Here is a 20,646-nt window from a genome sequence, read left to right as displayed (position 1 = left end):
GCTGGTGATGCGCGGCTGGCGCGGTGTCCCGCCTTCCTGCGCACAAGGGTTTAAGGATAGGTGAATCATGGAACTTCGGCATCTGCGCTGCTTCCTGGCCGTGGCCGAAGAACTCCACTTCGCCCGGGCGGCCGAACGACTGCACATCGAACAGTCGCCACTGTCGCGGGCTATCAAGGAATTGGAAGAAGAATTGGGTGTGGTGCTGTTCGCTCGCACCACGCGCAGCACACGGCTGACCCGTGCTGGCAAACTGTTCTTGGAGCACGTGCGGCGCGTCTTCGCCGCGCTGGAACAAGCGCGCGACAGCGTGAAAGCAGCGGCGAATGGGTTTCATGGGCAGTTACGCGTGGCCTTGTCCGACGGCATTACACCGTCGCGCCTTCCTGCTTTGCTTGCCCTCTGCCGGCAGGAAGAACCCGAGGTCGAAATCCGCTTCTTCGAGGTGCCGCTGGCGCAGCAGATCAAGGGGTTGCATGACGACCTATACGACGTGGGGTTTGCACAGTCCGAAGATGTGGGCGATGGCATCATCACCATACCCGCTTGGAGCGATGCGCTCATGGTGGCGGTGCCCGCACGGCATCCGCTGTTGGCCCACAAGCGTATTCCGCTGGATGAACTGCTGCGCTATCCGCTGGTCCTTTGCGATCCGCAAGCCTGCGAAGGCCATGCCAAACACGTTGATCGGGTGCTGCGCCGGGCGGATATGGAGCCGCTGATCGCAGAACGGGTCGCTACGTGTGATTTGATGATGGCGCTGGTATCGGCTGGCTTCGCACTTGGCTTGACAGGTGCAGCCCACATAGCCACCAGCCGTGAACCGGGCGTAGTGGCACGTCCGCTGGCCTCGCGCGTGCCACCGCTGACGACCTATCTGCTGCGCCTCAAAGGCGAGCCGTCCGATGAACTGGCGCGCTTCATTGATCGTGTGCAAGCCATCGAATCGCCAGAATCCCCTAGGCCAACGCCGGGCCAGCATCCCGATCCACCGGAGGAACCGAAGCCATGAAGAAGATCATCCCATTCCTGTTCGTGGCAACCCTGACGGCCTGCGGCCAGTCCGAGACACCTCGAAAGGCCACCGATTCAGAGGCGAGCGTCCCGACAGTCGAAGAACTGGCAGCCAACCCCGAACGGCTCAAAGAGCTGCGCCAGCAATGCAAGACGGATCGCCCCAAGCTGGGCGACGTGCTGTGCAACCGGGTGGCCGAAGCCACGCGAAAGCGGTTCTACGGCGACGGCCAAACGCCATACACGCCGCCGAAAGAATCGCCCAAGTTCTGATCTTTGGCGGCTCGCCGCATCGACTTCATTTTTCTGTTCAACACGTCGCAACGCGCTATCGCTTGCGGCGTTTTTCTTTGCCTCGACGCTGCACGAATTCTTTCCTTTTGCTCGACCTTTCTGCCGATAACGGTCTTTGACCGGCACTGACCCGGCACTGACCCGGCACCGATCCTGACGCCTGCGGCACTTCCTTGTGCCGCTTCTTCCATGAGGATTCAGCGCAGGAGAAATCGGAGGCCAGGTCATGCAGGGGACGAACGTGCCGTTCGGGCAGATCGCCGTGGTATTCGGCATCGTGATCGCCGGAGTGTGGGGCGCCACACAATGGGCAGCAGCGGCCCTTGGCTATCAAGTACGCCTCGGCTCGCCCTGGTTCGACTTTCTTGGCACGCCCATCTACCACCCGTGGAAGCTGTTTGAGTGGTGGTTCTTCTTCGGCGCCTATGCGCCGGAGGTCTTCGACACCGGCGGTGCCATTGCTGGCACCAGCGGCATGGTCGCCGTGGTGGTCGCCATCGGCATGTCGATCTGGCGCTCGCGGCAATCGCGGCTGGTCACGACCTACGGCTCGGCACGCTGGGCGAACGCGGACGACATCCGCAAGGCTGGCCTCACGCAGTCAGCCGGCGTTTTCCTCGGTCAGCACGATCGCCAGTACCTGCGCCACGAAGGCCCGGAACACGTCCTAACCTTCGCGCCCACGCGCTCGGGCAAAGGTGTCGGCTTGGTGGTGCCGACCCTGCTGTCCTGGCCCGCGTCGGCCGTCATCCATGACATCAAGGGCGAGAACTGGCAGATCACCGCCGGCTGGCGCTCGCGCTTCTCGCACTGCCTGCTGTTCAACCCGACCGATGCCAAGTCGGCGGCCTACAACCCGCTGCTGGAGGTGCGGCGCGGCGCGCATGAGGTGCGCGACGTACAGAACATCGCGGACATTCTGGTCGATCCCGAAGGCGCACTGGAGAAGCGCAACCATTGGGAGAAGACCAGTCACGCGCTGCTGGTCGGCGCGATCCTGCATGTGCTCTACGCGGGCGAGGACAAGACGCTGCGCGGCGTCGCCAATTTCCTGTCCGATCCGGCCAGTCCGTTCGAGCTGACCTTGCACCGGATGATGACGACGCGGCACCTGGGCGATACGCCACATCCCGTCGTCGCGTCCGCCGCCCGCGAAGTCCTCAACAAATCGGACAACGAGCGTTCCGGCGTGCTGAGCACTGCCATGTCTTTCCTCGGCCTGTACCGCGATCCCACGGTGGCCGAAGTCACCTCTCGCTACGACTGGCGCATCGCCGACCTGATCGCGGCCAAGCATCCGGTATCGCTGTATCTGGTGGTGCCGCCTTCGGACATCAGCCGCACCAAGCCGTTGATCCGGTTGATCCTCAACCAGATCGGACGGCGGCTGACCGAATCCCTCGATGGCAGCGACGGCATCGAGCGCCACCACAAGCTGCTGCTGATGCTCGACGAGTTCCCGGCGCTGGGGCGTCTGGACTTCTTCGAGACGGCGCTGGCCTTCATGGCGGGGTACGGCATCCGCAGTTTCCTCATCGCGCAGAGCCTGAACCAGATCGACAAGGCGTACGGCCAGAACCATTCCATCCTCGACAACTGTCATGTCCGGGTGACGTTCGCCACGAACGACGAACGCACCGCCAAACGCATTTCGGAAACGCTCGGCACCGCGACCGAGCTGCGCGCGCAACGCAACTATGCCGGGCACAGATTGGCCCCTTGGCTGGGGCACCTGATGGTGTCGCGGCAGGAAACGGCCAGGCCGCTGCTCACCCCTGGCGAGGTGATGCAGCTTCCGCCCGACGAGGCGGTGGTGATGGTGTCCAGCGTCGCGCCGATCAAGGCAAAGAAGCTGCGCTACTACGCCGACGCCAATTTCAAGCAGCGCGTCCTTTCCCCGCCCACGCTCGCGGCCGGGCGCTATGCCGATGCACCACCGGCCCGACCCGACGATTGGAGCGGGCTGGCGATTCCCGCCGTGCCAGCCGCGCCTCTCGCCCCGGAAGCCGAAGGCTTCATCGCTGGCGCCGACGACGGCGGGCCGCGCCGTCAGCCAGAACTCTCCGAAACCGTCGTCTACGACCCCGAGCCGGACGCGCACGCGACCGACCTTGCGCTGCTCGACGACGACGACCTGCCGCTGCCGCTTCCCGGCCAGCTCGACCCGGCCATGCAGCGCACGGCCCGGCTGGCATCGCTGAACCCTAACGACGGAATCGACCTATGAGCCAATACCGCCTCAATCTGTTCATCCAGCCCGAGCACGCCAAGCGGCTGGAAGAACTTGCCGCCAAGAAAGGCGTGTCCAAATCGTCCATCGTCGCGGCGGCGCTGGCGTCCTGGCTATCACCGGACGCGGGCGACCAGCGCGAGGCCGCCATCGCCAAGCGGCTGGATCGCCTGTCGCGGCAGGCCGAGCGCCTGGAGCGCGACCAGAACATCCAGATCGAAACGCTGGCGCTGTTCATCCGCTACTTCCTCACGGTCAGCACGCCGGTGCCCGAGGCCCATCAGAAGGCGGCCCGCGCTCAAGGCAAGGCGCGTTTCGAGCAGTTCATAGAACAGCTCGGCAGGCACCTGCTGCGCGGCCGGAGCCTGGTGCGCGACGTGGTGGAAGAACTGCACCCGGACACCGCGCGCATGGATGACGCGGCGGCACTGGCCAAAGCCCATGAACGTGCTGCGGAGCGTGCCTCATGAGCGCCATTCCACAGATCCCGCCCGAACCACGCTCGTCGGCCACTACTTCACAAGATCGCCGCATCCAGATGCTGCGCACGGCAATGGGGCCGTTGATCGCCGCCGCGCTGGAAGACCCGGACGTGGTGGAAATCATGCTCAACCCTGATCGCACCTTTTGGGTGGATCGGCTGTCGTCGGGTCGCGCGCCGCTGGGCCTAGAACTGCCCGAAGCCGACGGCGAACGCATCATCCGCCTTGTCGCCGCCCACGTTGGCGCGGAAGTGCATCGCGGCCAGCCGCTCTTGACCGCTGAATTGCCCGAGACGGGCGAACGCTTCGAGGGCATCTTGCCGCCGGCAGCGCCGGGGCCGGCGTTCGCGCTGCGCAAGCGGGCCGTGAGCATCATCAGCCTGAATCGCTATGTGGCCGACGGCATCCTGACTGCCGGCCAGGCGGACTTCCTGCGCCGCGCCGTGCGCGAGCGCCAGAACATCCTGATCGCCGGGGGCACCAGCACTGGCAAGACCACGCTCGCCAACGCGCTGCTGGCCGAGATCGCCGCTACGGGCGACCGCGTGCTGGTGCTCGAAGACACCATCGAGCTGCAATGCGCCGCCCGCGACCATGTGCCGCTGCGCACGCGCGCGGGCGTGGTGTCGATGCAGGAGCTGGTGCGCGCCACGATGCGCCTGCGCCCCGACCGCGTGATCGTCGGCGAGGTGCGCGGCGGCGAGGCGCTTGATCTCATCAAGGTGTGGGGCACCGGCCACCCCGGCGGCATCGCCACCATTCACGCCGGTTCCGCCTTGGGCGCGCTGCTGCGCCTGGAGCAACTGATTCTCGAAGTGGCGGTGAATCCGCCGCGCGCGTTGATCGCCGAGGCCATCAACGTCGTCATCCACATCGCCGGGCGTGGCCGCAAGCGCCACGTCGAAAGCATCGCCCGCGTCGTCGGTTTCGACGGCGCGGGCTATCGCATGGCGGATGCGCTGGAAACGCCGTTTCCCGAGCTGCCGCCAGTTCCTTCCCCGTCCCCTGAACCCTCTGGAGAACTGCCATGACGCAGATGCACATTCATGCTTTCCGCATTTCCGTAAATCCGGCTTCGGCCTTCGCACGCCTGCGGCGCCTGGCCGGGCCGGCGCAGCACGGCCTGCTGCTGGCTGCCGTCATGCTGATGACAGCTGGCACCGCGCAGGCCGCCGGTTCCTCGATGCCCTGGGAAGGGCCACTGACCTCCATCCTCGAATCCATCCAGGGGCCGGTGGCACGCATCGTCGCGGTCATCATCATCATTTCCACCGGCCTGGCGCTGGCCTTCGGCGATACCAGCGGCGGCTTCCGCAAGCTGATCCAGATCGTGTTCGGCCTATCCATCGCGTTCGCGGCGTCCTCGTTCTTCCTGTCGTTCTTCTCGTTCTCCGGCGGGGCCGTCGTATGAGTGCCCTGGACGCCTTCGCGGCAGGCTTCGAGGTGCCGCTGCATCGCTCACTGACCGAGCCGATCCTGCTGGGCGGTGCGCCGCGCACCGTGGCGATCGCCAACGGCACGCTGGCCGCCGCCGTCGGGCTGGGCCTGCAACTGTGGATTCCCGGTGCGGTGCTCTGGATCGTCGGCCATTCGCTGGCGGTCTGGGGCGCGCGCGTCGATCCGCAGTTCATGCAGGTCTTCGCCCGGCACATCAAGCACAAACCGCTGCTGGACGTGTAGAGGGGACGCCGCCATGCTGAACCTTGCCGAATACCGCCAGCGCCCGGCCTTGCTCGCCGACTGGCTTCCGTGGGCCGGGCTGATCGCGCCGGGCGTCGTCTTGAACAAGGACGGCAGTTTCCAGCGCACGGCGCGCTTTCGCGGGCCTGATCTGGACAGCGCCACGCAGGGCGAACTGATCGCCACATCGGCGCGGCTCAACAACGCGCTACGCCGCCTGGGTTCGGGCTGGGCGCTGTTCATCGAAGCCGAGCGCCGGCCGGCGGCAGACTACCCGCACTCCGACTTTCCCGAACCGCTGTCCTGGCTCGTGGACGAGGAACGCCGCGCCGCCTTCGAGGAATCGGGACATCACTTCGAGAGCGGCTATCACCTGACGCTGGCTTACCTGCCGCCCGAGGAATCGCGCGCCCGTGCGGCCAAGCTGCTCTACGAGAACGCCCCCGGCGATGGCGTGGACTGGCGTGGTCGGCTCGATGCGTTCGTGGCGGAAACCGATCGTGTCTTCGACTTGCTCGATGGCGTGATGCCGGAAATCACCTGGCTCAATGACGCCGAGACGCTGACCTACCTACACGCCACGGTGTCCACGCGGCGCTACCGCGTGGGCGTACCCGAAGTCCCGTTCCATATCGACGCGCTGCTGGCCGACTCCGCGCTGGTGGGTGGTCTCGCGCCGACACTGGGTGACCAGCACCTGCGCGTGGTGTCGGTGCGCGGCTTTCCGACCTCGACCTGGCCGGGCCTGCTGGACGACCTCAACCGCCTGGGCTTCGCCTACCGCTGGAGCACGCGCTTTCTCTGCCTGGACAAAGCCGAAGCGGAAAAGGAACTCGGCCGCCTGCGCCGCCAATGGTTCGCCAAACGCAAGAACGTGGTGGCGCTGCTGCGCGAAACCATCTTCCAGCAGGAATCGCCCCTGGTGGATACCGATGCCAGCAACAAGGCGGCCGACGCGGATGCCGCCATGCAGGAGCTGGGCGGCGATCAAGTCGCCTTCGGCCACTTCACTGCCACCGTGACGGTGCTCGATGCCGATCCGGCCGCGGCCGACGAGAAGCTGCGCATGGTGGAGCGCGTCATCCAGGGCCGGGGTTTCGTGACCATCCCCGAAACGCTGAACGCCGTGGATGCGTGGCTGTCGTCCATCCCCGGCAATGCCTACGCGAATGTCCGCCAGCCCATCGTCTCGACGCTGAACCTGGCTCACATGATGCCGCTGTCCGCCGTATGGGCCGGACCGGAGAAGAACGACCACCTCGACGGCCCGCCGTTGATCGTCACCCGCACCGATGGCGCCACACCGTTCCGGCTGGTGACGCACATCGGCGACGTAGGCCACACGCTGGTGGCTGGCCCGACTGGCATGGGCAAGTCGGTGTTGCTTGCCATTCTGGTGCAGCAATTCCGCCGCTATCGCGGCTCGCGCGTGTTCGCCTTCGATATGGGCCGCTCGATGCGCGCCACCATCCTCGGCCTGGGTGGCGAGCACTACGACCTGGGCGCCGACGGTGGCATCGCGTTCCAGCCGCTCGCGCGCATCGACCATGACGGCTACCGCACCTGGGCGGCCGAGTGGGTAGAAGGCCGGCTGCTCCACGAAGGCGTGACCATCGGCCCGGACGAGAAGGCGGTCATCTGGTCGGCGCTGGGCAGCTTGGCCGGGGCGCCTGTTGAGCAGCGCACGTTGACCGGTTTCTCGGTGCTGCTGCAATCGAACGCGCTACGGCAGGCACTCGCGCCCTATGTGCTCGGTGGCGCGCACGGAAAGCTGCTGGACGCGGACACCGATCGTCTCGGCTTCGGTGACGTGCAGGGCTTCGAGATGGAAGAACTGATGCACAGCCCCGCCGCCGTGCAAGCGGTGCTGCGCTACCTGTTCGCCCGCTTCGATGAGCGTTTCGACGGTGCGCCCACGCTGCTAATTCTCGATGAGGCGTGGCTGTTCCTCGATGAGCCGTCTTTTGCGGCGCGCATTCGCCAATGGTTGAAGACGCTGCGCAAGAAAAACGTGTCGGTGATCTTCGCCACGCAGTCGCTCGCCGACATCAAGGATTCGAGCATTGCGCCAGCGATTATCGAGAGCTGCCCGAGTCGGATTTTCTTGCCCAACCCGCAGGCGACCGAACCGCAGATTCGCACGATCTACGAGGGCTTCGGCCTCAACAGCCGGCAGATTGAAATCGTCGCCACCGCCCAGCCCAAGCGCGACTACTACTACCAATCGCGCCTTGGCAATCGCCTGTTCGACCTCGACCTGGGGCCGGCGGCGCTCGCGTTCGCTGGCGCGTCCACACCGCAAGACCAACGCGACATTGACCGCGTACTGACGCAGGCCGGCGCTCCCGGCTTCGCCGGGGCGTGGCTGCGCCATCGCGGCCTCGACTGGGCCGCCGACCTGCTGCCGTCCTCACCGGCGGCGGCTTCTTTCCTCGCTTCTCAACCGCTGGAGGTTTCGCTATGAAGACCCGTGTGCTTTCCGCTTCGCTCGCCGCCGCGCTGGCCGGCTCGCTGATGCTCACCCAGCCGGCGGCGGCGCTGACCTTCGTTGATCCCGTCAACTTGGTGCAGAACACGCTAACCGCCATCCGCACCCTTGAGCAGATCAACAACCAGATCAATCAGCTTCAGAACGAGGCGCAGATGTTGATGAACCAGGCGCGCAATCTCGCGAGCCTGGACTTCAACGTCGTCAACCAGCTGCGCTCCACGCTCGCCACCACCGAACGCCTGATCGCCGAGGCGCAGGGACTGGCCTACGACGTGCAAAGCATGGATGCCACGTTCGCCCGTCTGTACCCGGAGCAGTACGCCGCGACCATCAGCGGCGACCGCATGGCGCAAGACGCCCGCGAGCGCTGGAAGAACACGCTCGATGGTTTGCATACCGCGATGCGGATGCAGGCGCAGGTGTCGCAGAACCTGGCCCAAGACGAAAGCGCGCTGGCCGACCTCGTGAGCCGGAGCCAGTCGGCCACCGGCGCCTTGCAGGCGCAGCAGGCGACCAACCAGCTTCTTGCCTTGCAGGCCAAGCAGTCGATCCAGTCCCAGCAGCTCCAGATCACGCAAGAGCGCGCGGCGTCGCTGGAAATGGCGCGGCAGGCGGCGGCCACCGAGCGCGCCCGCGAAGTGCGCCGGCGCTTCCTCGGCACCGGAACGCCCTACACGCCGCAGCCCATCAATTTCTACAACAACTGACGGAGGCGGCCATGCGATGCGCTTCCGTCTTGTCGGTTTCGCTGCTGGCCCTGCTGCTGACCGCGTGCGGCCAGCAGCCAGCCGAGAACTTGGCCGACGCATTGGTTGCCGATCCCGTGCGGCTCAAGGCGTTGCGTGCGCAGTGCGCGGATGACCGGCAGGGTGTGGGCGACGACGACTGCCGCGCCGCCGCGGAAGCCTTCCGGCGGCGCTTCTTTTCCGGCCAGGCCGGGTCGGACGAATATCGGACGCTGGCCGAGCTGCCGCCGATTCCGGCGAGCTTCGATGAACCCATTGGAGGGGACGCGCCATGAACGACGTGACCATCATCGACCGCTTCCTTGATACGTTCTCGCGCTACATCGACTCCGGCTTCGGGCTACTGCAAGGCGAAGTAGCCTTCCTGACGGCCACGCTGATCGTCATCGACATGACCATCGCCGGCCTGTATTGGGCCATGAGCCACGCCACCGGCCAGGGTGAGGACGTGATCGCCAAGCTGCTGCGCAAGGTGCTCTACGTCGGCGCCTTCGCCTACATCATCGGCAACTTCAACTGGCTGGCGAGCATCGTCTTCCGCTCGTTCGCCGGGCTGGGCCTCACGGCCACCGGCTCGACCATGACGATGGAGAACTTCCTGCAACCGGGGCGGCTGGCCAAGACCGGCATTGACGCCGGCGCGCCGATCCTCGACCAGATCGGCGACATGGCGGGTTTCCCAGAAGTCTTCGTGAACATCGACCCCATCGTGGTGATGTTCCTCGCCTGGCTCACCGTCATCCTGTGTTTCTTCGTGCTGGCGATCCAGCTTTTCATCACTCTGATCGAGTTCAAGTTGACGACGCTGGCTGGCTTCGTGCTGGTGCCGTTCGCCTTGTGGAACAAGACCTCGTTCCTCGCGGAAAAGGTGCTCGGCAACGTGGTGTCGTCGGGCATCAAGGTCTTGGTACTGGCCGTCATCGTCGGCATCGGCTCGGGCCTGTTCGCGGAGTTCCAGATTCATCCCGACGAACCCTCCATCGACCACGCCCTTGTCGTGATGTTGGCCTCGCTCGCGCTGCTGGCGCTGGGTATCTTCGGCCCCGGCATCGCCACGGGTCTGGTGTCCGGTGCGCCGCAGCTCGGCGCAGGCGCGATGGCGGGTGCCGCGGTCGGTGCCGCCGGCTCGGCCGTTGCCATCGGTGCTGCCGCGACCGGCGTGGGCGGTGCCGTGGCGGCTGGAGCACGCATGGCGCCAGCCGCCGCCAAGCTGGCCGGCGCCGGTGCGCGTGCCGCCACGTCGGCCGCCGGCAGCGCACGCTCGGCATTCCAGACCGGTTCCGCCGCTGCGGGCGGCGGCGCCAAGGGCGCGATGGCCGGCTTGGGCAATGTCGCCAGGACCGGCGCGCAGGCTGCCGGGCGCAGCGCCGCATCCAGGGCTTCCGGCGCTGCGCAGAAGATGACCGGCTCTTTCCGTGCTGGATGGAACGGCACAGAGGCCGGCGGCGGCGCTGCGTCCGGTGCGGCTGGCTCCCGCGAGGCGGCCGCAGGCGAAGCCGCCGACGGCGGCACCCGCTCGCAGAAGCAGGAGCAGCCCGCCTGGGCCAAGCGGATGCACCGCCGCCAGCAGATCACCCATGCCGCGACCACTGCCGCACACACGTTGCGCGGAGGCGATCGCGGCGGCTCCGGGCAAGGACCGAGTCTGCGCGGCTCCGACGACTAAAGCGGTTCATAAGGAGAACTGACCATGCGATTCAAAAGACCGCAGGTGCGCTATGCCGATACGCCGCAGCCTGCCACTCCGTATCAAGCCGCCGCCCAGGTGTGGGACGAGCGCCTCGGCTCGGCCCGCGTGCAGGCGAAGAACTGGCGGCTGATGGCCTTCGGCTGCCTGGTGCTGGCCTTGCTGATGGCCGGCGGCCTGGTGTGGCGCTCCGCGCAGTCCATCGTCACACCCTACGTCATCGAAGTCGATCAGTCCGGCCAGGTGCGTACCGTGGGCGAAGCGGCGACGCCGTACCGGCCAGGTGATGCGCAGATCGCGCATCACCTGGCGCGCTTCGTGACGCTGGTGCGTTCGCTGTCCATCGACCCCATCGTGGTGCGGCAGAACTGGCTCGACGCCTACGACTACACCACCGACCGCGGTGCAGCCGTGCTCAACGACTACGCGGGCAAGAACGATCCGTTCGCCCGTGTCGGCCGCGAGTCGGTGACGGTGCAGATCACCAGCGTCACGCGCGCCAGCGATGCCTCTTTCAACGTCCGCTGGACGGAACAGCGGTTCGTCAATGGCGCACCCGCTGGCACCGAACGCTGGAACGCCGTGCTTTCCATCGTCCTGCAAACCCCGCGTACCGAACAGCGCCTGCGCAAGAACCCGCTGGGGATCTACGTCAATGGGCTTTCGTGGAGCCGCGAACTGGATTCTTCCGAAGGAGCCAAGCCATGAACCTGCCTTTCCGCTTTTACGCTTTGCCGTTGATCCTGCTGGCTTCGACTGTCCTGTTCTCAGGCTGCGCATCGCAGGGCAAGTCGCCGCCGACCATCTCGCTCGATGAGCCGGTGCAGGTGCAGGCGCTGCCGCTGCCCGAGCCGCCCAAGCCGGTCGAAGTCGTCGACGTGCCCGAGCCGCTGGCGCTGCCGGCGCAGTTGAAGCCGCTACCGGAGCTGGACGAGGCGGCGACCGTGCCGGAGCCGGCCGACGAGAAGGTGCGCGTCTCGCGCGCCAACGCCGAGGCGCGCATCGCGCCGACCCGCGAGGGCTACGTCAACGCGATTCAGGTGTGGCCGTATAGCGACGGCGCGTTGTATCAGGTCTATGCGGCACCGGGGCGCGTCACCGTGGTTTCGCTCCAGCCCGGCGAGGCACTTGTCACTGTCGCCGCTGGCGATACCGTGCGCTGGATCGTGGGCGACACATCCAGCGGCAGCGGCGAGGCGCTGCGCGTCAACGTGCTGGTCAAGCCCATCCGCTCGGGCCTGAAAACCAATCTGGTCATCACCACCAGCCGGCGGACGTACCTGCTGGAGCTGACCTCGACGGAAAAGGCATGGATGGCGTCGGTGTCATGGGACTACCCGAAAGACCGGATGCTGGCCTTGCAGCGCCAGGCGCAGGCCGCACAGACAGCCGCGCCGGTCGATACCGGCCTGGCGCTGGAGAAGATCCGTTTCCGCTACGCGATCAGCGGCAGCAATCCGCCATGGAAGCCGCAGCGGGCCTTCGATGATGGCGAGAAGGTCTATATCCAGTTTCCGCTGGGTATCGGCCAAGGCGAACTGCCGCCGCTGTTCATCATCGGCGCGCAGGGTGATGGTCAGCTCGTCAACTACCGCTTCCGCTCGCCTTACTACATCGTAGATCGGCTGTTCGGCGCGGCCGAACTGCGCCTGGGTGGCGATGGTGGTGACGTGGTGCGGATCGAGCGCACCGACGGCGTGGCGCGGAGGAACTGACAATGAGCCAGGACGACACTCCCGACCTCGCCGCGCCGCAGGCGGCGGGCAAGATCGCGCCCGAGGCGGTGGCGCTGCGCGCCCAGCCGCGCCCGGTCACGCGCCTGAACCGGCACACGCTGGCCATCCTCACCGGCGGCCTGTCGGTCGCCGTACTCGGCGCGCTGATGTGGTCGCTGCAACCGCAGCGGCGTGGTGCTGGTGAACAGACCGAGCTTTACAACGTCGATCGTGTCTCCAAGTCCGAATGGCTGGATGCGCTGCCAGCGGACTACTCCAAACTGCCGCCGGCCTTGCCGCCCAAGGTGCCCGAACTGGGACCGCCGCTGCCGGGCGATCTTGGCCCGGCCATCGTCAAGTCGCAGCAGCCAGTGACGGCCGCCTATGCGGCCCCCGGCCACGACCCGAACGATGCCCTGCGCAAGGAAGCCGAAGCGGCCGCGGGTTCATCGGTGTTCTTTCGCTCTGGTACGCAGAAGGCCGCGCCGGTGGCGCAGTCGCAGGCTACCGCCGCGCCGGGCTTCGCCGCCAATGCGGCGTTCGACCCGATGGCTGCCGGGCCTGCATCGACGGCGGCCCAGCTCGCCGATCCGACCGCCGTGCAGAACAGGCAAGACCAGAAGGAGGCGTTCCAGCAAGCCGGAACCACGGAAACCCGTAATTCCGGCAACCTGACGCTGCCGGCTTCGCCTTATCAGGTTATGGCCGGGACGGTCATCGCCGGTGCGCTAGTGACGGGCATCAAGTCGGATTTGCCGGGCGATGTGATCGCCACGGTGACGGAGCAGGTCTATGACACGGCTACCGGGCGCTTTCTGCTGATCCCCCAGGGTTCGCGCATCCTGGGCCGCTACAACAGCCAAGTCAGCTACGGGCAGAGCCGCGTGCAGGTGGTGTGGAACCGGATCATCCTGCCCGACACGTCTTCGCTCACGCTCGACAACTTGGTCGGAGCCGACCCGGCCGGCTATGCCGGACTGGAAGACGACGTGGACTACCACTGGGGCCGCATCTTCGCCGGCGCGGCGTTGACCACGCTGCTGGGCGTCGGCGCCGAGCTGGCCGCGCCGGAGAACCGCCAGGATGGCGACCGCATCATCATCGCCGGGCGCGACAGCGCGCAGGACAGTATCAATCAGGTCGGCCAGGAGATGACCCGGCGCAACATGAACATCCAGCCGACGCTGACCGAGCGGCCGGGTCTGGCGGTTCGCATCATCGCCAACCGCGACTTGGTGCTGCGGCCCTACCAGCCGTTGTTCTTCAACAAGGGGACTTCACGATGATGACACGCAAGCTGCGGCTCGGCCCGCTACCGAAAACGGAATCCATGAAGCTGACCTTTGCCTGCCCGGCCAGCCTGAAAGCCGACCTCGACCGCTACGCCGCACTGCACGTGCAGATCTACGGCGAATCGGTCGATGCCACGGTGCTGATCCCGCACATGCTCGAAGCCTTTATGGCGGGGGATCGGGGTTTCAGGAAGGGAGGCGTGGGCAAGGCAGCGCCGCCGAAACCAAGCTGAAGCCGCCTGCTTCCGCTGGTGTCCGTCGCTCGAACGCGCAGTCCAAGGCTGCGCGTTCTTCGTTCTGGAGAGCGTCGCTCGACTGGGCTACGTTGAAGAACGGCGGCCACCGACTGCTGGCAATCGTCTTCGATACAGCACGCTCCGGCTTTCCACCGCGACGCTCTTATGTGGCTCCTAGCCCACAACGCTGCGGCTTCGCAAAGCGACCACAAGTAGAGCTAAATTCGCGCCCTACATAGACTTCCGGTCATCACGCCGACCTCACCAATCGCTTGACTTCGGACATTTTTTATGCGCGCAAGTAATGGCACGCGCCTACAAACGTAATTGCCCTCGACTTTATAAGTCGAACGGTGCGGTGATGATAGTTGGCGAATGCCGGTTGGCGCAGCGGTAGCGAATCGAGGTGTGGATCAACCGGTCGACAGATCGCACCGCTGCATGATGGGAGAATCTCTGAAAGTGATGCAACAATAAAACCTGCTTCTGCTCAGACGGCCTTCTGAAGCATCTCGACAGCGACGGGACGCTGCACCCGGTGTGCGGCATGCAGCCATCGAAGGAGTGCACTACGACCCCCGATGCTCATTTTTATCGCTGCGCGCTTGAAGTAGCTTTCCACTGTGCTGACTTTCAGATCAAGCCTGTCCGCCAGTTGAGGCACAGTGAGACCAGCCAGCAGCCCTACGCAGACTTCGGTTTCGCGGGAAGACAGGCTAAGTTCCGATGCCTCAAGGCGACTGAGGAAACGCTGACGCAGGCCTTCCATCGCATCATTGTTTTTCAAGCTGTTCAAGGCAGACGAGGGTGTCGTCGAAACAAGGGTAGGGGTCACAGTTGCAATGTGTTGCTTCACGATCGGCAAAACGACCCAGGATAAGTCCTTGAGCTGGGCACGCTCCTGACTGGTGAATGCCTTGGCAGAGGGGGCTCGATAAACCGACAGTACATATTGCCCCTTGCCCGGGTACGCAAGGTGTACTTGGGGGCGAGAAGCATGAGCGTGAAGGTGACCTGGATTTTTTTGCGCATTGTAGGCCGGCGATTCAAACCTGATGGATTTATCGACCCGTGTATCTGCCAGCTCTGTGGGGCTCAACAGAACAGGCTCCAGGCGCCTGCTATCGATACCTGGGTTGAGCACCTGGTGCAAATTTCCACCGAAGGCACCAATGGGGGGAGCGCCGGCCGCTTCGCTCGTAGACCGAGTAAGCCCCTGAATGACATGTGTAGCATCCACGGGGAGCGAGGCCGTGATCATCTCATGGAGCAGGCGGGCGAACTGGCGGCTTCCGATACCGGAGATCACTTTGCCAAGATGCGGGAAGAGCTGTTGCATGTTCATCGGTATTCCTTTTTCCGTTTAAAAGAGACACGCCAAGGCGCAGCCTTGATTCAGTAGATGAGTTCAGGAGTACATTGTCTTTTCGAAGACTGCGGTTAAACAGGTTATATGTAGGCCTTAATATAATATTCACGTTTACTGAGCAGAGGCTGAATGGGAAGCCATAGCGAACGACGCTGAAGAGCATGCCGTAATAAAAAGTCAATCGTGTTACGGAAAACGAAAACACTTGCCATGATCAATACACCTTATTAGGACGGACTTTTTTATCGATTTTTATTGAACTTGGTATTGCCGTGGGCGAGAGCGGTAAATGCGAATCACTCTGGGCGATGACAGCGCTATCCGAGGGTACGCTGCGCACGACGGGCCTGTGCGTGGCCTGTAGCAACGTTGCAGAAACATTCAATAGCGTAGGCGTGATGGTTCATTGCTATCAATATCCATGTTGTTAGCGCATCAGGACAGGTCGCTGGCGATACGGGAGGGTGCCACACTGTGTTTATATTAAGGCAATCATGTTAATCACAGAGAAGTAGATATTAGTTGATTTTTAGGTATGACCCGCGACAGCCCGTGTGGTTCAAATTCACGTCTAGATTATAATAAAAAAAACACAATGAAAAGAAAAGTAGTGGGTCAGAGGATTTTTAACAGGCAGGTGAGTGAGGGCTTACCTGGTACGTTAGTGCAAACGGACTGCGCAAAGTAAAAAGCATTTTTCAGAATACGCTTGTTTTTATTTTATTTTCTGCCGGTTTTCCTGCAGGTCATTTTTTAATTCTTTCTCGCGGAGTCGTAGCCTCAATCGGTTTAGCCGATTGACTGGCTGCGCGAGACGATTGGGCAGGAGACGGCTTCTGCGGGTACGGTGAACGCGGAGCGTCCGGCGACGTGATGCCACTTTGCAAGACCGCCCGGCAACGTGCTTCTGCCGGCAGGTGGCCATCGTGGTTGATACCGCCAGAGCACCTGGCACGAGATGCGTCATACCGCGTACCTTCAAGCTCATCCGCCAAACTCAGGCCATTTGGGCGACGCCTGTCATCCACTTGACCAAACCGTGTCGTCCTTTCACACCAAGCTTGGCCGCAGCACGCTTCAGATAGGTCTCGATGGAGCTGTTTTTGACGTGAAGCTTGTCGGCCAGCTCCGGAACAGTCGCCCCGGCAAGTATGCCAAGGCAGATTTCCTTTTCACGGAGTGACAATCTGACCTCGGAATGGCTGAGCTTTTCGTTGAACTCGCGCTGAAGCTGCTGCCCGCCCTGTGTGATCGCATCGTTGTCAGCATGCGCAGTGCACAATGTTCGGGTGGTCTGAGCGTGCCGCTCCAACAGTGGCAGCAGGGCCTCTGAAAAATTCTTTAAAAACGATAATTCGTGCAGTGAAAAGTCACGTTGGTGATGTTGGCGGTGCAAGGAAATGACGCAGCGTCTGTTCGACTTGCGCGACACCAGACTGCAATGGTAGGTACCCGCCGAACCACAGCTGGCCGGTCCAGTGCAACTACTAAAGGGTGGCTTCAGATGAATGAGCAGGAAGTCGTCCACATTGACCATTCGAGCGAGCAGCATGTCATGGTCCTGCGAAACCGTCAGATTCTCCGGCTTCTGCTCAGCGTACTCTCGCCCAAGGGGCTGAATGCTGATGATGCTTCCTTCATTTTCGTCAATCGTCCATTCACTCAGGTCCAGGAAATCGATCGGTACGGTGGCCGCGATGATCTGATGCATATTTGAAGCAAATCTTGCATCGCCTACGCTCGAGATCAGTTTTCCCAATTCCAGAAAATACGCTGACTGGTCACCCGTCATTCGTAAATTGGCTTTCATCACACATTTGCCCCCATGGCGTTAGTCTCCAGTTGAATCAAAAGCAACCTCATCTCACATACTGCTCAGCCCTCTTGATGCCTAGCATTAAGCATAATGTAAGATTGTAGGACAATACTACTAGCGCGTTAAAGAATTTACACATAGCGACTATTCCTAGTCTGTAGGGGAAAGGGGGGACAAATGCCTCGATACAGGCCGATGCTCCATTCTAGACACTGTTCCGTAACGCCTGCCAAGGCCGGTAGTGGCTATAGGTTATTGCGTCTCAGAATAAAGATGCTCTAAATGTCATGGCTGCTAGAGGAAAATCAGACGAATAGGGCCGCCAAATAGTGACATTTAAATTGAGACATCACACTTGTGTGCGGTCTCCGAAATAATGTCCCTGAATGCGGGGACAGACGTACGTACGACCTGATGCTTCCATAAGCATGTGGCTGCAGGGACGTTTGCTGCTGCATAAAACAGTCGCGGTGGCGCGGGGAGATTCTCATGTACGCCCTTTATTTCAGTGTTGAACAGTTGATCCAGACGAGATCAAGGATTCCTGTTGAGCGGGAAATACAGTGAGGATTTTCGAATTTTTCAGGAAATTGAATTTCCGCAAAATCCTTTTAAGGATCGTATTGATTGATCTTGCGTTCTCGCTGGCTGGCTATGCCTTCTATAAGGGCGTTAGCGGGGAAGAAGAGCCTGTTTTTCTATCCGCCGCAGCGGAAATAACGGATATCGAACACGCCGTACTGGCACAGGGCGTGCTACAGGGCCGTAACCAGGTAGACGTAGGGGCTCAGGTTTCCGGGCAATTGCAGTCACTGAAAGTCGCACCAGGTGATAAGGCTCGGAAAAATCAGCTATTGGCGGTGATCGATCCGCTGCCAGCAAAAAACGCTTTGCGACAGGCAGCTGTGAAGCTCGAGCAACTCACTGCAGAGCGGGACGCGACCGTTCATAAATTGACGCTGGCAGAGTCGAATTACCGCAGATATCGAGAGCTGGGTTCAACGATGGCTGTTTCTAAAGCGGATCAGGACAACGCCCGATTTGAACTCGAGAACGAGCGCGCCAACCTGACGTCGCTCTCCGCGCAGTTACAAAAGGCCGGCATCAACGAAGAGGCCTCTCGTATCAAACTCGACTACACACGAATCCTGGCCCCCATGGATGGTCAGATCCTCGCTATTGTCACCCAGGAGGGCCAGACGATCATCGCAGACCAGATCGCACCGGTCATTCTGAAGATGGCCCAACTCGACACAATGACCGTGAAGGCGCAGGTTTCCGAAGCCGATGTGGTCAAGATCAAGCCCGGGCTTGCGGTTTACTTCACCATCCCAGGCGATCCGGATACACGCTATACCAGCACCCTGAGCGCCATAGAGCCTGGCCCTCTGGACGCTGCGAGCACGTCCGGTGGATCAGGTGAAAACAAAAAGGCCGTGTTCTACAACGCTCTATTCGACGTACCCAACCCCAAGGGCCGGTTCTACATCAACATGACCGCCAACGTCAGAATAGTGCTCGAAGCGAAGACTGGTGTATTGACGATTCCTGTTGGCGCGCTTGGCGAACGCCGGGAAGACGGCACTTATAGCGTACGGGTATTGGGCGAGGGCAACGAAGTCAGGACACAGCAAATAGGGTCAGGGATCAATAATCAGGTAAGGGTTGAAGTACTTTCGGGGTTGAAAGTTGGAGACAGGGTTGTCATTGGGGAGGCTGGGGGCGGTCAAGGTGTGTGACGGTATGGCGATGATGTTCCGTAAACGTCGACGCTTGTTTTAGAACTTCCCTGAACACTTGGGTGCTGGCACTGCACACCAGTAGATTTCCTTTTTTTGGGAAATAAGGGGGTTGAAAAGTACATCTATTCTGGAGTGTTGGTGATGACCATGTATTACGTCGCAATTGCAATGCTCACGCTGCTGCTGGTGCCGGGACCGACCAATTCGCTGCTGCTCCAGTCCGGGGTAAATCGCGGCCTTGGTATGTATTCACTGAAATTGATCGCTGCCGAATGGACGGCCTATCTGATTCAGATTACCGCCTGGGGTATGTCCATTGACGCACTCGCGAATTACGGGTGGGTGGTGATAATAACCAAGATCCTGGCGGTGGCTTTTCTGTTTTATATTTCTCTGAAACTATGGTTTTCAACGCGTCAGAACACAGACGGAAAGCCCGTTGTGATCTCGATATCGGCATTATTTCTGGCAACACTAAACAATCCGAAAGGGCTTTTTTTTGCGACGTTCATCGCGCCCGCCGGCACCTTCTTGCAGTTCGAAAGTTATGTTTCATTCATGGCGGTATTTTCGTTGGTCGTTCTGCCTGTGGGCATAGCGTGGGTCGGGTTGGGCGCTCTGTTTGGCCGAAGCCTGCCAACGCTGATGTCGAGCAATCGAGTCAATAGATTAGTGTCGCTAGTGATTGGGCTGTTCGCGATTATTGCGTTGTATAACGTGGCTTCAACAGCGCTATTCACCTGACCTGCCAGTACGCGTTCGCAGGCCGCATTTGAAATAAATATGTAACACTGGCGGTGTGTCTTTGGTCAGTCAGTGCGTGGAGCAGTCATATGAACTCTCAGGGCATCGTGCTTAGCGACGATGAGAAAAGCGAACTGAGTCGGCGCGTAAAAGCTTCAGCCACTATCAGTCAACGCGAATGTCGCCGGGCGCTGGTGATTTTGCTGGCGGCTCAAAAGTTTTCTCGTAACGAGATTGCCCGATTGACCGGTCTTTCCGTTGTTTCAGTCACGCGCTGGTGCAAGCGTTTTCAAGAGCTGCGCCTGCAAGGTCTGATGGATCTGCCTGGAAGAGGCCGCAAGCCGTCCCTACCCGCCGAAGCGCTGAGACTGACCCTTGAGCAAGTCACTCAGCCGTGTACCGATCAGGCCCGCTGGAGCTGTCGAAGCATGGCACGAGTCGCTGGCATATCACCGGCCAGCGTTCAACGCATCTGGGCCGCAAACGGCATAAAGCCGCACCTGACATGCGCTATTGAGTTGCCCGAGCATCCGGACTTGAAAGATAAATCCTGAGACGTTATTGCATCGTAAATGCTAGGTTTTGTACGAAAAGTCGGCGAGAGAAGGTCAGGCAAGGCTAAAACAGGCGAGGAACGGCCGGGGTCGCGCTCGACTCTACGTGTTGTAAATGAGCATTCCGATCGGACTCGCGCTCGAGCCTGTTTTTAATGCAGCATCACCGAGCGCAGCTACTTTACGTACAGAGCCTAGGCAGGACGCTCGCTCGCGACGCGAGATGCCAGACGCTCTGATTGATGGCTGTCATATGGCTATCGCGGGCACGATCACTTTTGATATTTCATAAGCCGGTCGCAGCGATTGGCACATAGCTCCAACGCAGGCCAAGGCTGCTGTCAGCCATGATTGTGCATCGGCTCCCGGCGCGCGGGAATCAGATCCCGGGCCGAATAAAAGCCCTGCACCAGGCGATTCTTGGCTCGGTACTCACACATCACGAGCAGAGTATCCGGGGGAGGAGTGACCGTTGATTCGTGCTTGACCACCATGATTTTGCCGCCCGAGCGAAGGCGTACATGTGCTCCGGATTCGAATGTGCCCATCTTCAT

The 20,646-nt window shown here is 61.9% G+C and carries 20 protein-coding genes and 1 pseudogene; 18 read left to right on the top strand and 3 right to left on the bottom strand.

Going from position 1 to position 20,646, the window contains the following annotated elements; all coding sequences use genetic code 11:
- Nucleotides 1-67 precede the first annotated feature (67 nt).
- The 15 genes from RGM3321_RS24375 (at nt 68) to RGM3321_RS24305 (ending at nt 13,864) form a co-directional block, all read left to right on the top strand.
- The gene (locus tag RGM3321_RS24375; RefSeq protein ID WP_244395166.1) at nt 68-1,012 is read left to right on the top strand and encodes a LysR substrate-binding domain-containing protein; all 945 of its coding nucleotides are present in this window, start codon (nt 68-70) and stop codon (nt 1,010-1,012) included.
- Nucleotides 1,009-1,287, top strand: a complete 279-nt coding sequence (locus RGM3321_RS24370; protein ID WP_244395165.1) for an EexN family lipoprotein — start codon at nt 1,009-1,011, stop codon at nt 1,285-1,287. The genes RGM3321_RS24375 and RGM3321_RS24370 overlap by 4 nt, the downstream gene beginning before the upstream one ends.
- Nucleotides 1,288-1,534: 247 nt before the next feature.
- Nucleotides 1,535-3,535: a conjugal transfer protein TraG gene (locus RGM3321_RS24365; RefSeq protein WP_244395164.1), complete on the top strand. Its 2,001-nt coding sequence runs from the start codon at nt 1,535-1,537 to the stop codon at nt 3,533-3,535.
- Nucleotides 3,532-4,008 carry a CopG family transcriptional regulator gene (locus RGM3321_RS24360; protein ID WP_244395163.1) on the top strand — a complete coding sequence of 159 codons (477 nt, stop codon included), beginning with the start codon at nt 3,532-3,534 and terminating at the stop codon, nt 4,006-4,008. Before RGM3321_RS24365 ends, RGM3321_RS24360 begins: the two co-directional genes overlap by 4 nt.
- Nucleotides 4,005-5,051, top strand: coding sequence for a P-type conjugative transfer ATPase TrbB (gene trbB / locus RGM3321_RS24355; protein WP_244395162.1), 1,047 nt, complete (start codon nt 4,005-4,007; stop codon nt 5,049-5,051). Before RGM3321_RS24360 ends, trbB begins: the two co-directional genes overlap by 4 nt.
- A complete protein-coding gene (locus RGM3321_RS24350; RefSeq protein ID WP_244395161.1) occupies nt 5,048-5,431 on the top strand; it encodes a TrbC/VirB2 family protein in 384 nt (127 codons plus the stop codon). The genes trbB and RGM3321_RS24350 overlap by 4 nt, the downstream gene beginning before the upstream one ends.
- Nucleotides 5,428-5,700, top strand: a complete 273-nt coding sequence (locus RGM3321_RS24345) for a VirB3 family type IV secretion system protein (RefSeq protein ID WP_244395160.1) — start codon at nt 5,428-5,430, stop codon at nt 5,698-5,700. The genes RGM3321_RS24350 and RGM3321_RS24345 overlap by 4 nt, the downstream gene beginning before the upstream one ends.
- A 13-nt stretch (nt 5,701-5,713) precedes the next feature.
- Nucleotides 5,714-8,164 (top strand): conjugal transfer protein TrbE, encoded by a 2,451-nt coding sequence (trbE, locus tag RGM3321_RS24340; RefSeq protein WP_244395159.1) that lies wholly within the window; start codon nt 5,714-5,716, stop codon nt 8,162-8,164.
- Nucleotides 8,161-8,898 (top strand): P-type conjugative transfer protein TrbJ, encoded by a 738-nt coding sequence (trbJ, locus tag RGM3321_RS24335; protein WP_244395158.1) that lies wholly within the window; start codon nt 8,161-8,163, stop codon nt 8,896-8,898. Before trbE ends, trbJ begins: the two co-directional genes overlap by 4 nt.
- 11 nt (nt 8,899-8,909) lie before the next feature.
- Nucleotides 8,910-9,212 (top strand): hypothetical protein, encoded by a 303-nt coding sequence (locus tag RGM3321_RS24330; protein ID WP_244395157.1) that lies wholly within the window; start codon nt 8,910-8,912, stop codon nt 9,210-9,212.
- Nucleotides 9,209-10,603, top strand: coding sequence for a P-type conjugative transfer protein TrbL (trbL, locus tag RGM3321_RS24325; protein ID WP_244395156.1), 1,395 nt, complete (start codon nt 9,209-9,211; stop codon nt 10,601-10,603). Before RGM3321_RS24330 ends, trbL begins: the two co-directional genes overlap by 4 nt.
- Nucleotides 10,604-10,627: 24 nt before the next feature.
- Nucleotides 10,628-11,332: a conjugal transfer protein TrbF gene (gene trbF, locus RGM3321_RS24320; protein ID WP_244395155.1), complete on the top strand. Its 705-nt coding sequence runs from the start codon at nt 10,628-10,630 to the stop codon at nt 11,330-11,332.
- Entirely contained in the window at nt 11,329-12,339 is a 1,011-nt protein-coding gene (gene trbG / locus RGM3321_RS24315) for a P-type conjugative transfer protein TrbG (RefSeq protein WP_244395154.1), read from the top strand. The genes trbF and trbG overlap by 4 nt, the downstream gene beginning before the upstream one ends.
- A gap of 2 nt (nt 12,340-12,341) precedes the next feature.
- The gene (locus RGM3321_RS24310) at nt 12,342-13,625 is read left to right on the top strand and encodes a TrbI/VirB10 family protein (RefSeq protein WP_244395153.1); all 1,284 of its coding nucleotides are present in this window, start codon (nt 12,342-12,344) and stop codon (nt 13,623-13,625) included.
- A complete protein-coding gene (locus RGM3321_RS24305) occupies nt 13,622-13,864 on the top strand; it encodes a DUF2274 domain-containing protein (RefSeq protein ID WP_244395152.1) in 243 nt (80 codons plus the stop codon). The genes RGM3321_RS24310 and RGM3321_RS24305 overlap by 4 nt, the downstream gene beginning before the upstream one ends.
- A 493-nt stretch (nt 13,865-14,357) precedes the next feature.
- Here the strand turns inward: RGM3321_RS24305 and RGM3321_RS24300 are convergent, their stop codons facing one another.
- The gene (locus RGM3321_RS24300) at nt 14,358-15,212 is read right to left on the bottom strand and encodes a helix-turn-helix transcriptional regulator (RefSeq protein WP_244395151.1); all 855 of its coding nucleotides are present in this window, start codon (nt 15,210-15,212) and stop codon (nt 14,358-14,360) included.
- Between the two features lie 1,021 nt (nt 15,213-16,233).
- Complete coding sequence (locus RGM3321_RS24295; RefSeq protein ID WP_244395150.1) at nt 16,234-17,046, bottom strand: helix-turn-helix transcriptional regulator; 813 nt, start codon at nt 17,044-17,046, stop codon at nt 16,234-16,236.
- A 569-nt stretch (nt 17,047-17,615) separates the two neighbouring features.
- Here RGM3321_RS24295 and RGM3321_RS24290 point away from each other — a divergent pair.
- The 3 genes and pseudogenes from RGM3321_RS24290 to RGM3321_RS24280 all read left to right on the top strand — a co-directional run.
- Complete coding sequence (locus RGM3321_RS24290; protein WP_244395149.1) at nt 17,616-18,791, top strand: efflux RND transporter periplasmic adaptor subunit; 1,176 nt, start codon at nt 17,616-17,618, stop codon at nt 18,789-18,791.
- A 144-nt stretch (nt 18,792-18,935) separates the two neighbouring features.
- A complete protein-coding gene (locus tag RGM3321_RS24285; protein ID WP_244395148.1) occupies nt 18,936-19,538 on the top strand; it encodes a LysE family transporter in 603 nt (200 codons plus the stop codon).
- Between the two features lie 89 nt (nt 19,539-19,627).
- Nucleotides 19,628-20,089, top strand: a pseudogene (locus RGM3321_RS24280) (helix-turn-helix domain-containing protein); the annotation flags it as partial.
- 344 nt (nt 20,090-20,433) lie between these two features.
- Here RGM3321_RS24280 and RGM3321_RS24275 read toward each other — a convergent pair.
- Nucleotides 20,434-20,640 carry a hypothetical protein gene (locus RGM3321_RS24275; protein ID WP_122280360.1) on the bottom strand — a complete coding sequence of 69 codons (207 nt, stop codon included), beginning with the start codon at nt 20,638-20,640 and terminating at the stop codon, nt 20,434-20,436.
- Nucleotides 20,641-20,646: the final 6 nt, after the last annotated feature.

Origin of the sequence: Pseudomonas sp. RGM 3321, from assembly GCF_022836805.1 — a bacterium.
Lineage (GTDB): Bacteria > Pseudomonadota > Gammaproteobacteria > Pseudomonadales > Pseudomonadaceae > Aquipseudomonas.
Note: the sequence above shows the minus strand (reverse complement) of the source record. Positions and strands in the feature narration are given on the sequence as shown.

Bases quoted from the DNA above. Each gene is read 5' to 3' on its own strand.
- RGM3321_RS24300 (WP_244395151.1), bottom strand. From the start codon at position 15,212: ATGAACATGCAACAGCTCTTCCCGCATCTTGGCAAAGTGATCTCCGGT.
- RGM3321_RS24310 (WP_244395153.1), top strand. From the start codon at position 12,342: ATGAGCCAGGACGACACTCCCGACCTCGCCGCGCCGCAGGCGGCGGGC.
- RGM3321_RS24350 (WP_244395161.1), top strand. From the start codon at position 5,048: ATGACGCAGATGCACATTCATGCTTTCCGCATTTCCGTAAATCCGGCT.
- trbG (WP_244395154.1), top strand. From the start codon at position 11,329: ATGAACCTGCCTTTCCGCTTTTACGCTTTGCCGTTGATCCTGCTGGCT.
- RGM3321_RS24375 (WP_244395166.1), top strand. From the start codon at position 68: ATGGAACTTCGGCATCTGCGCTGCTTCCTGGCCGTGGCCGAAGAACTC.
- RGM3321_RS24370 (WP_244395165.1), top strand. From the start codon at position 1,009: ATGAAGAAGATCATCCCATTCCTGTTCGTGGCAACCCTGACGGCCTGC.
- trbL (WP_244395156.1), top strand. From the start codon at position 9,209: ATGAACGACGTGACCATCATCGACCGCTTCCTTGATACGTTCTCGCGC.
- RGM3321_RS24330 (WP_244395157.1), top strand. From the start codon at position 8,910: ATGCGATGCGCTTCCGTCTTGTCGGTTTCGCTGCTGGCCCTGCTGCTG.
- RGM3321_RS24285 (WP_244395148.1), top strand. From the start codon at position 18,936: ATGACCATGTATTACGTCGCAATTGCAATGCTCACGCTGCTGCTGGTG.
- trbB (WP_244395162.1), top strand. From the start codon at position 4,005: ATGAGCGCCATTCCACAGATCCCGCCCGAACCACGCTCGTCGGCCACT.
- RGM3321_RS24305 (WP_244395152.1), top strand. From the start codon at position 13,622: ATGATGACACGCAAGCTGCGGCTCGGCCCGCTACCGAAAACGGAATCC.
- RGM3321_RS24360 (WP_244395163.1), top strand. From the start codon at position 3,532: ATGAGCCAATACCGCCTCAATCTGTTCATCCAGCCCGAGCACGCCAAG.
- RGM3321_RS24295 (WP_244395150.1), bottom strand. From the start codon at position 17,046: ATGAAAGCCAATTTACGAATGACGGGTGACCAGTCAGCGTATTTTCTG.
- RGM3321_RS24275 (WP_122280360.1), bottom strand. From the start codon at position 20,640: ATGGGCACATTCGAATCCGGAGCACATGTACGCCTTCGCTCGGGCGGC.
- RGM3321_RS24365 (WP_244395164.1), top strand. From the start codon at position 1,535: ATGCAGGGGACGAACGTGCCGTTCGGGCAGATCGCCGTGGTATTCGGC.
- trbJ (WP_244395158.1), top strand. From the start codon at position 8,161: ATGAAGACCCGTGTGCTTTCCGCTTCGCTCGCCGCCGCGCTGGCCGGC.
- trbF (WP_244395155.1), top strand. From the start codon at position 10,628: ATGCGATTCAAAAGACCGCAGGTGCGCTATGCCGATACGCCGCAGCCT.
- RGM3321_RS24345 (WP_244395160.1), top strand. From the start codon at position 5,428: ATGAGTGCCCTGGACGCCTTCGCGGCAGGCTTCGAGGTGCCGCTGCAT.
- trbE (WP_244395159.1), top strand. From the start codon at position 5,714: ATGCTGAACCTTGCCGAATACCGCCAGCGCCCGGCCTTGCTCGCCGAC.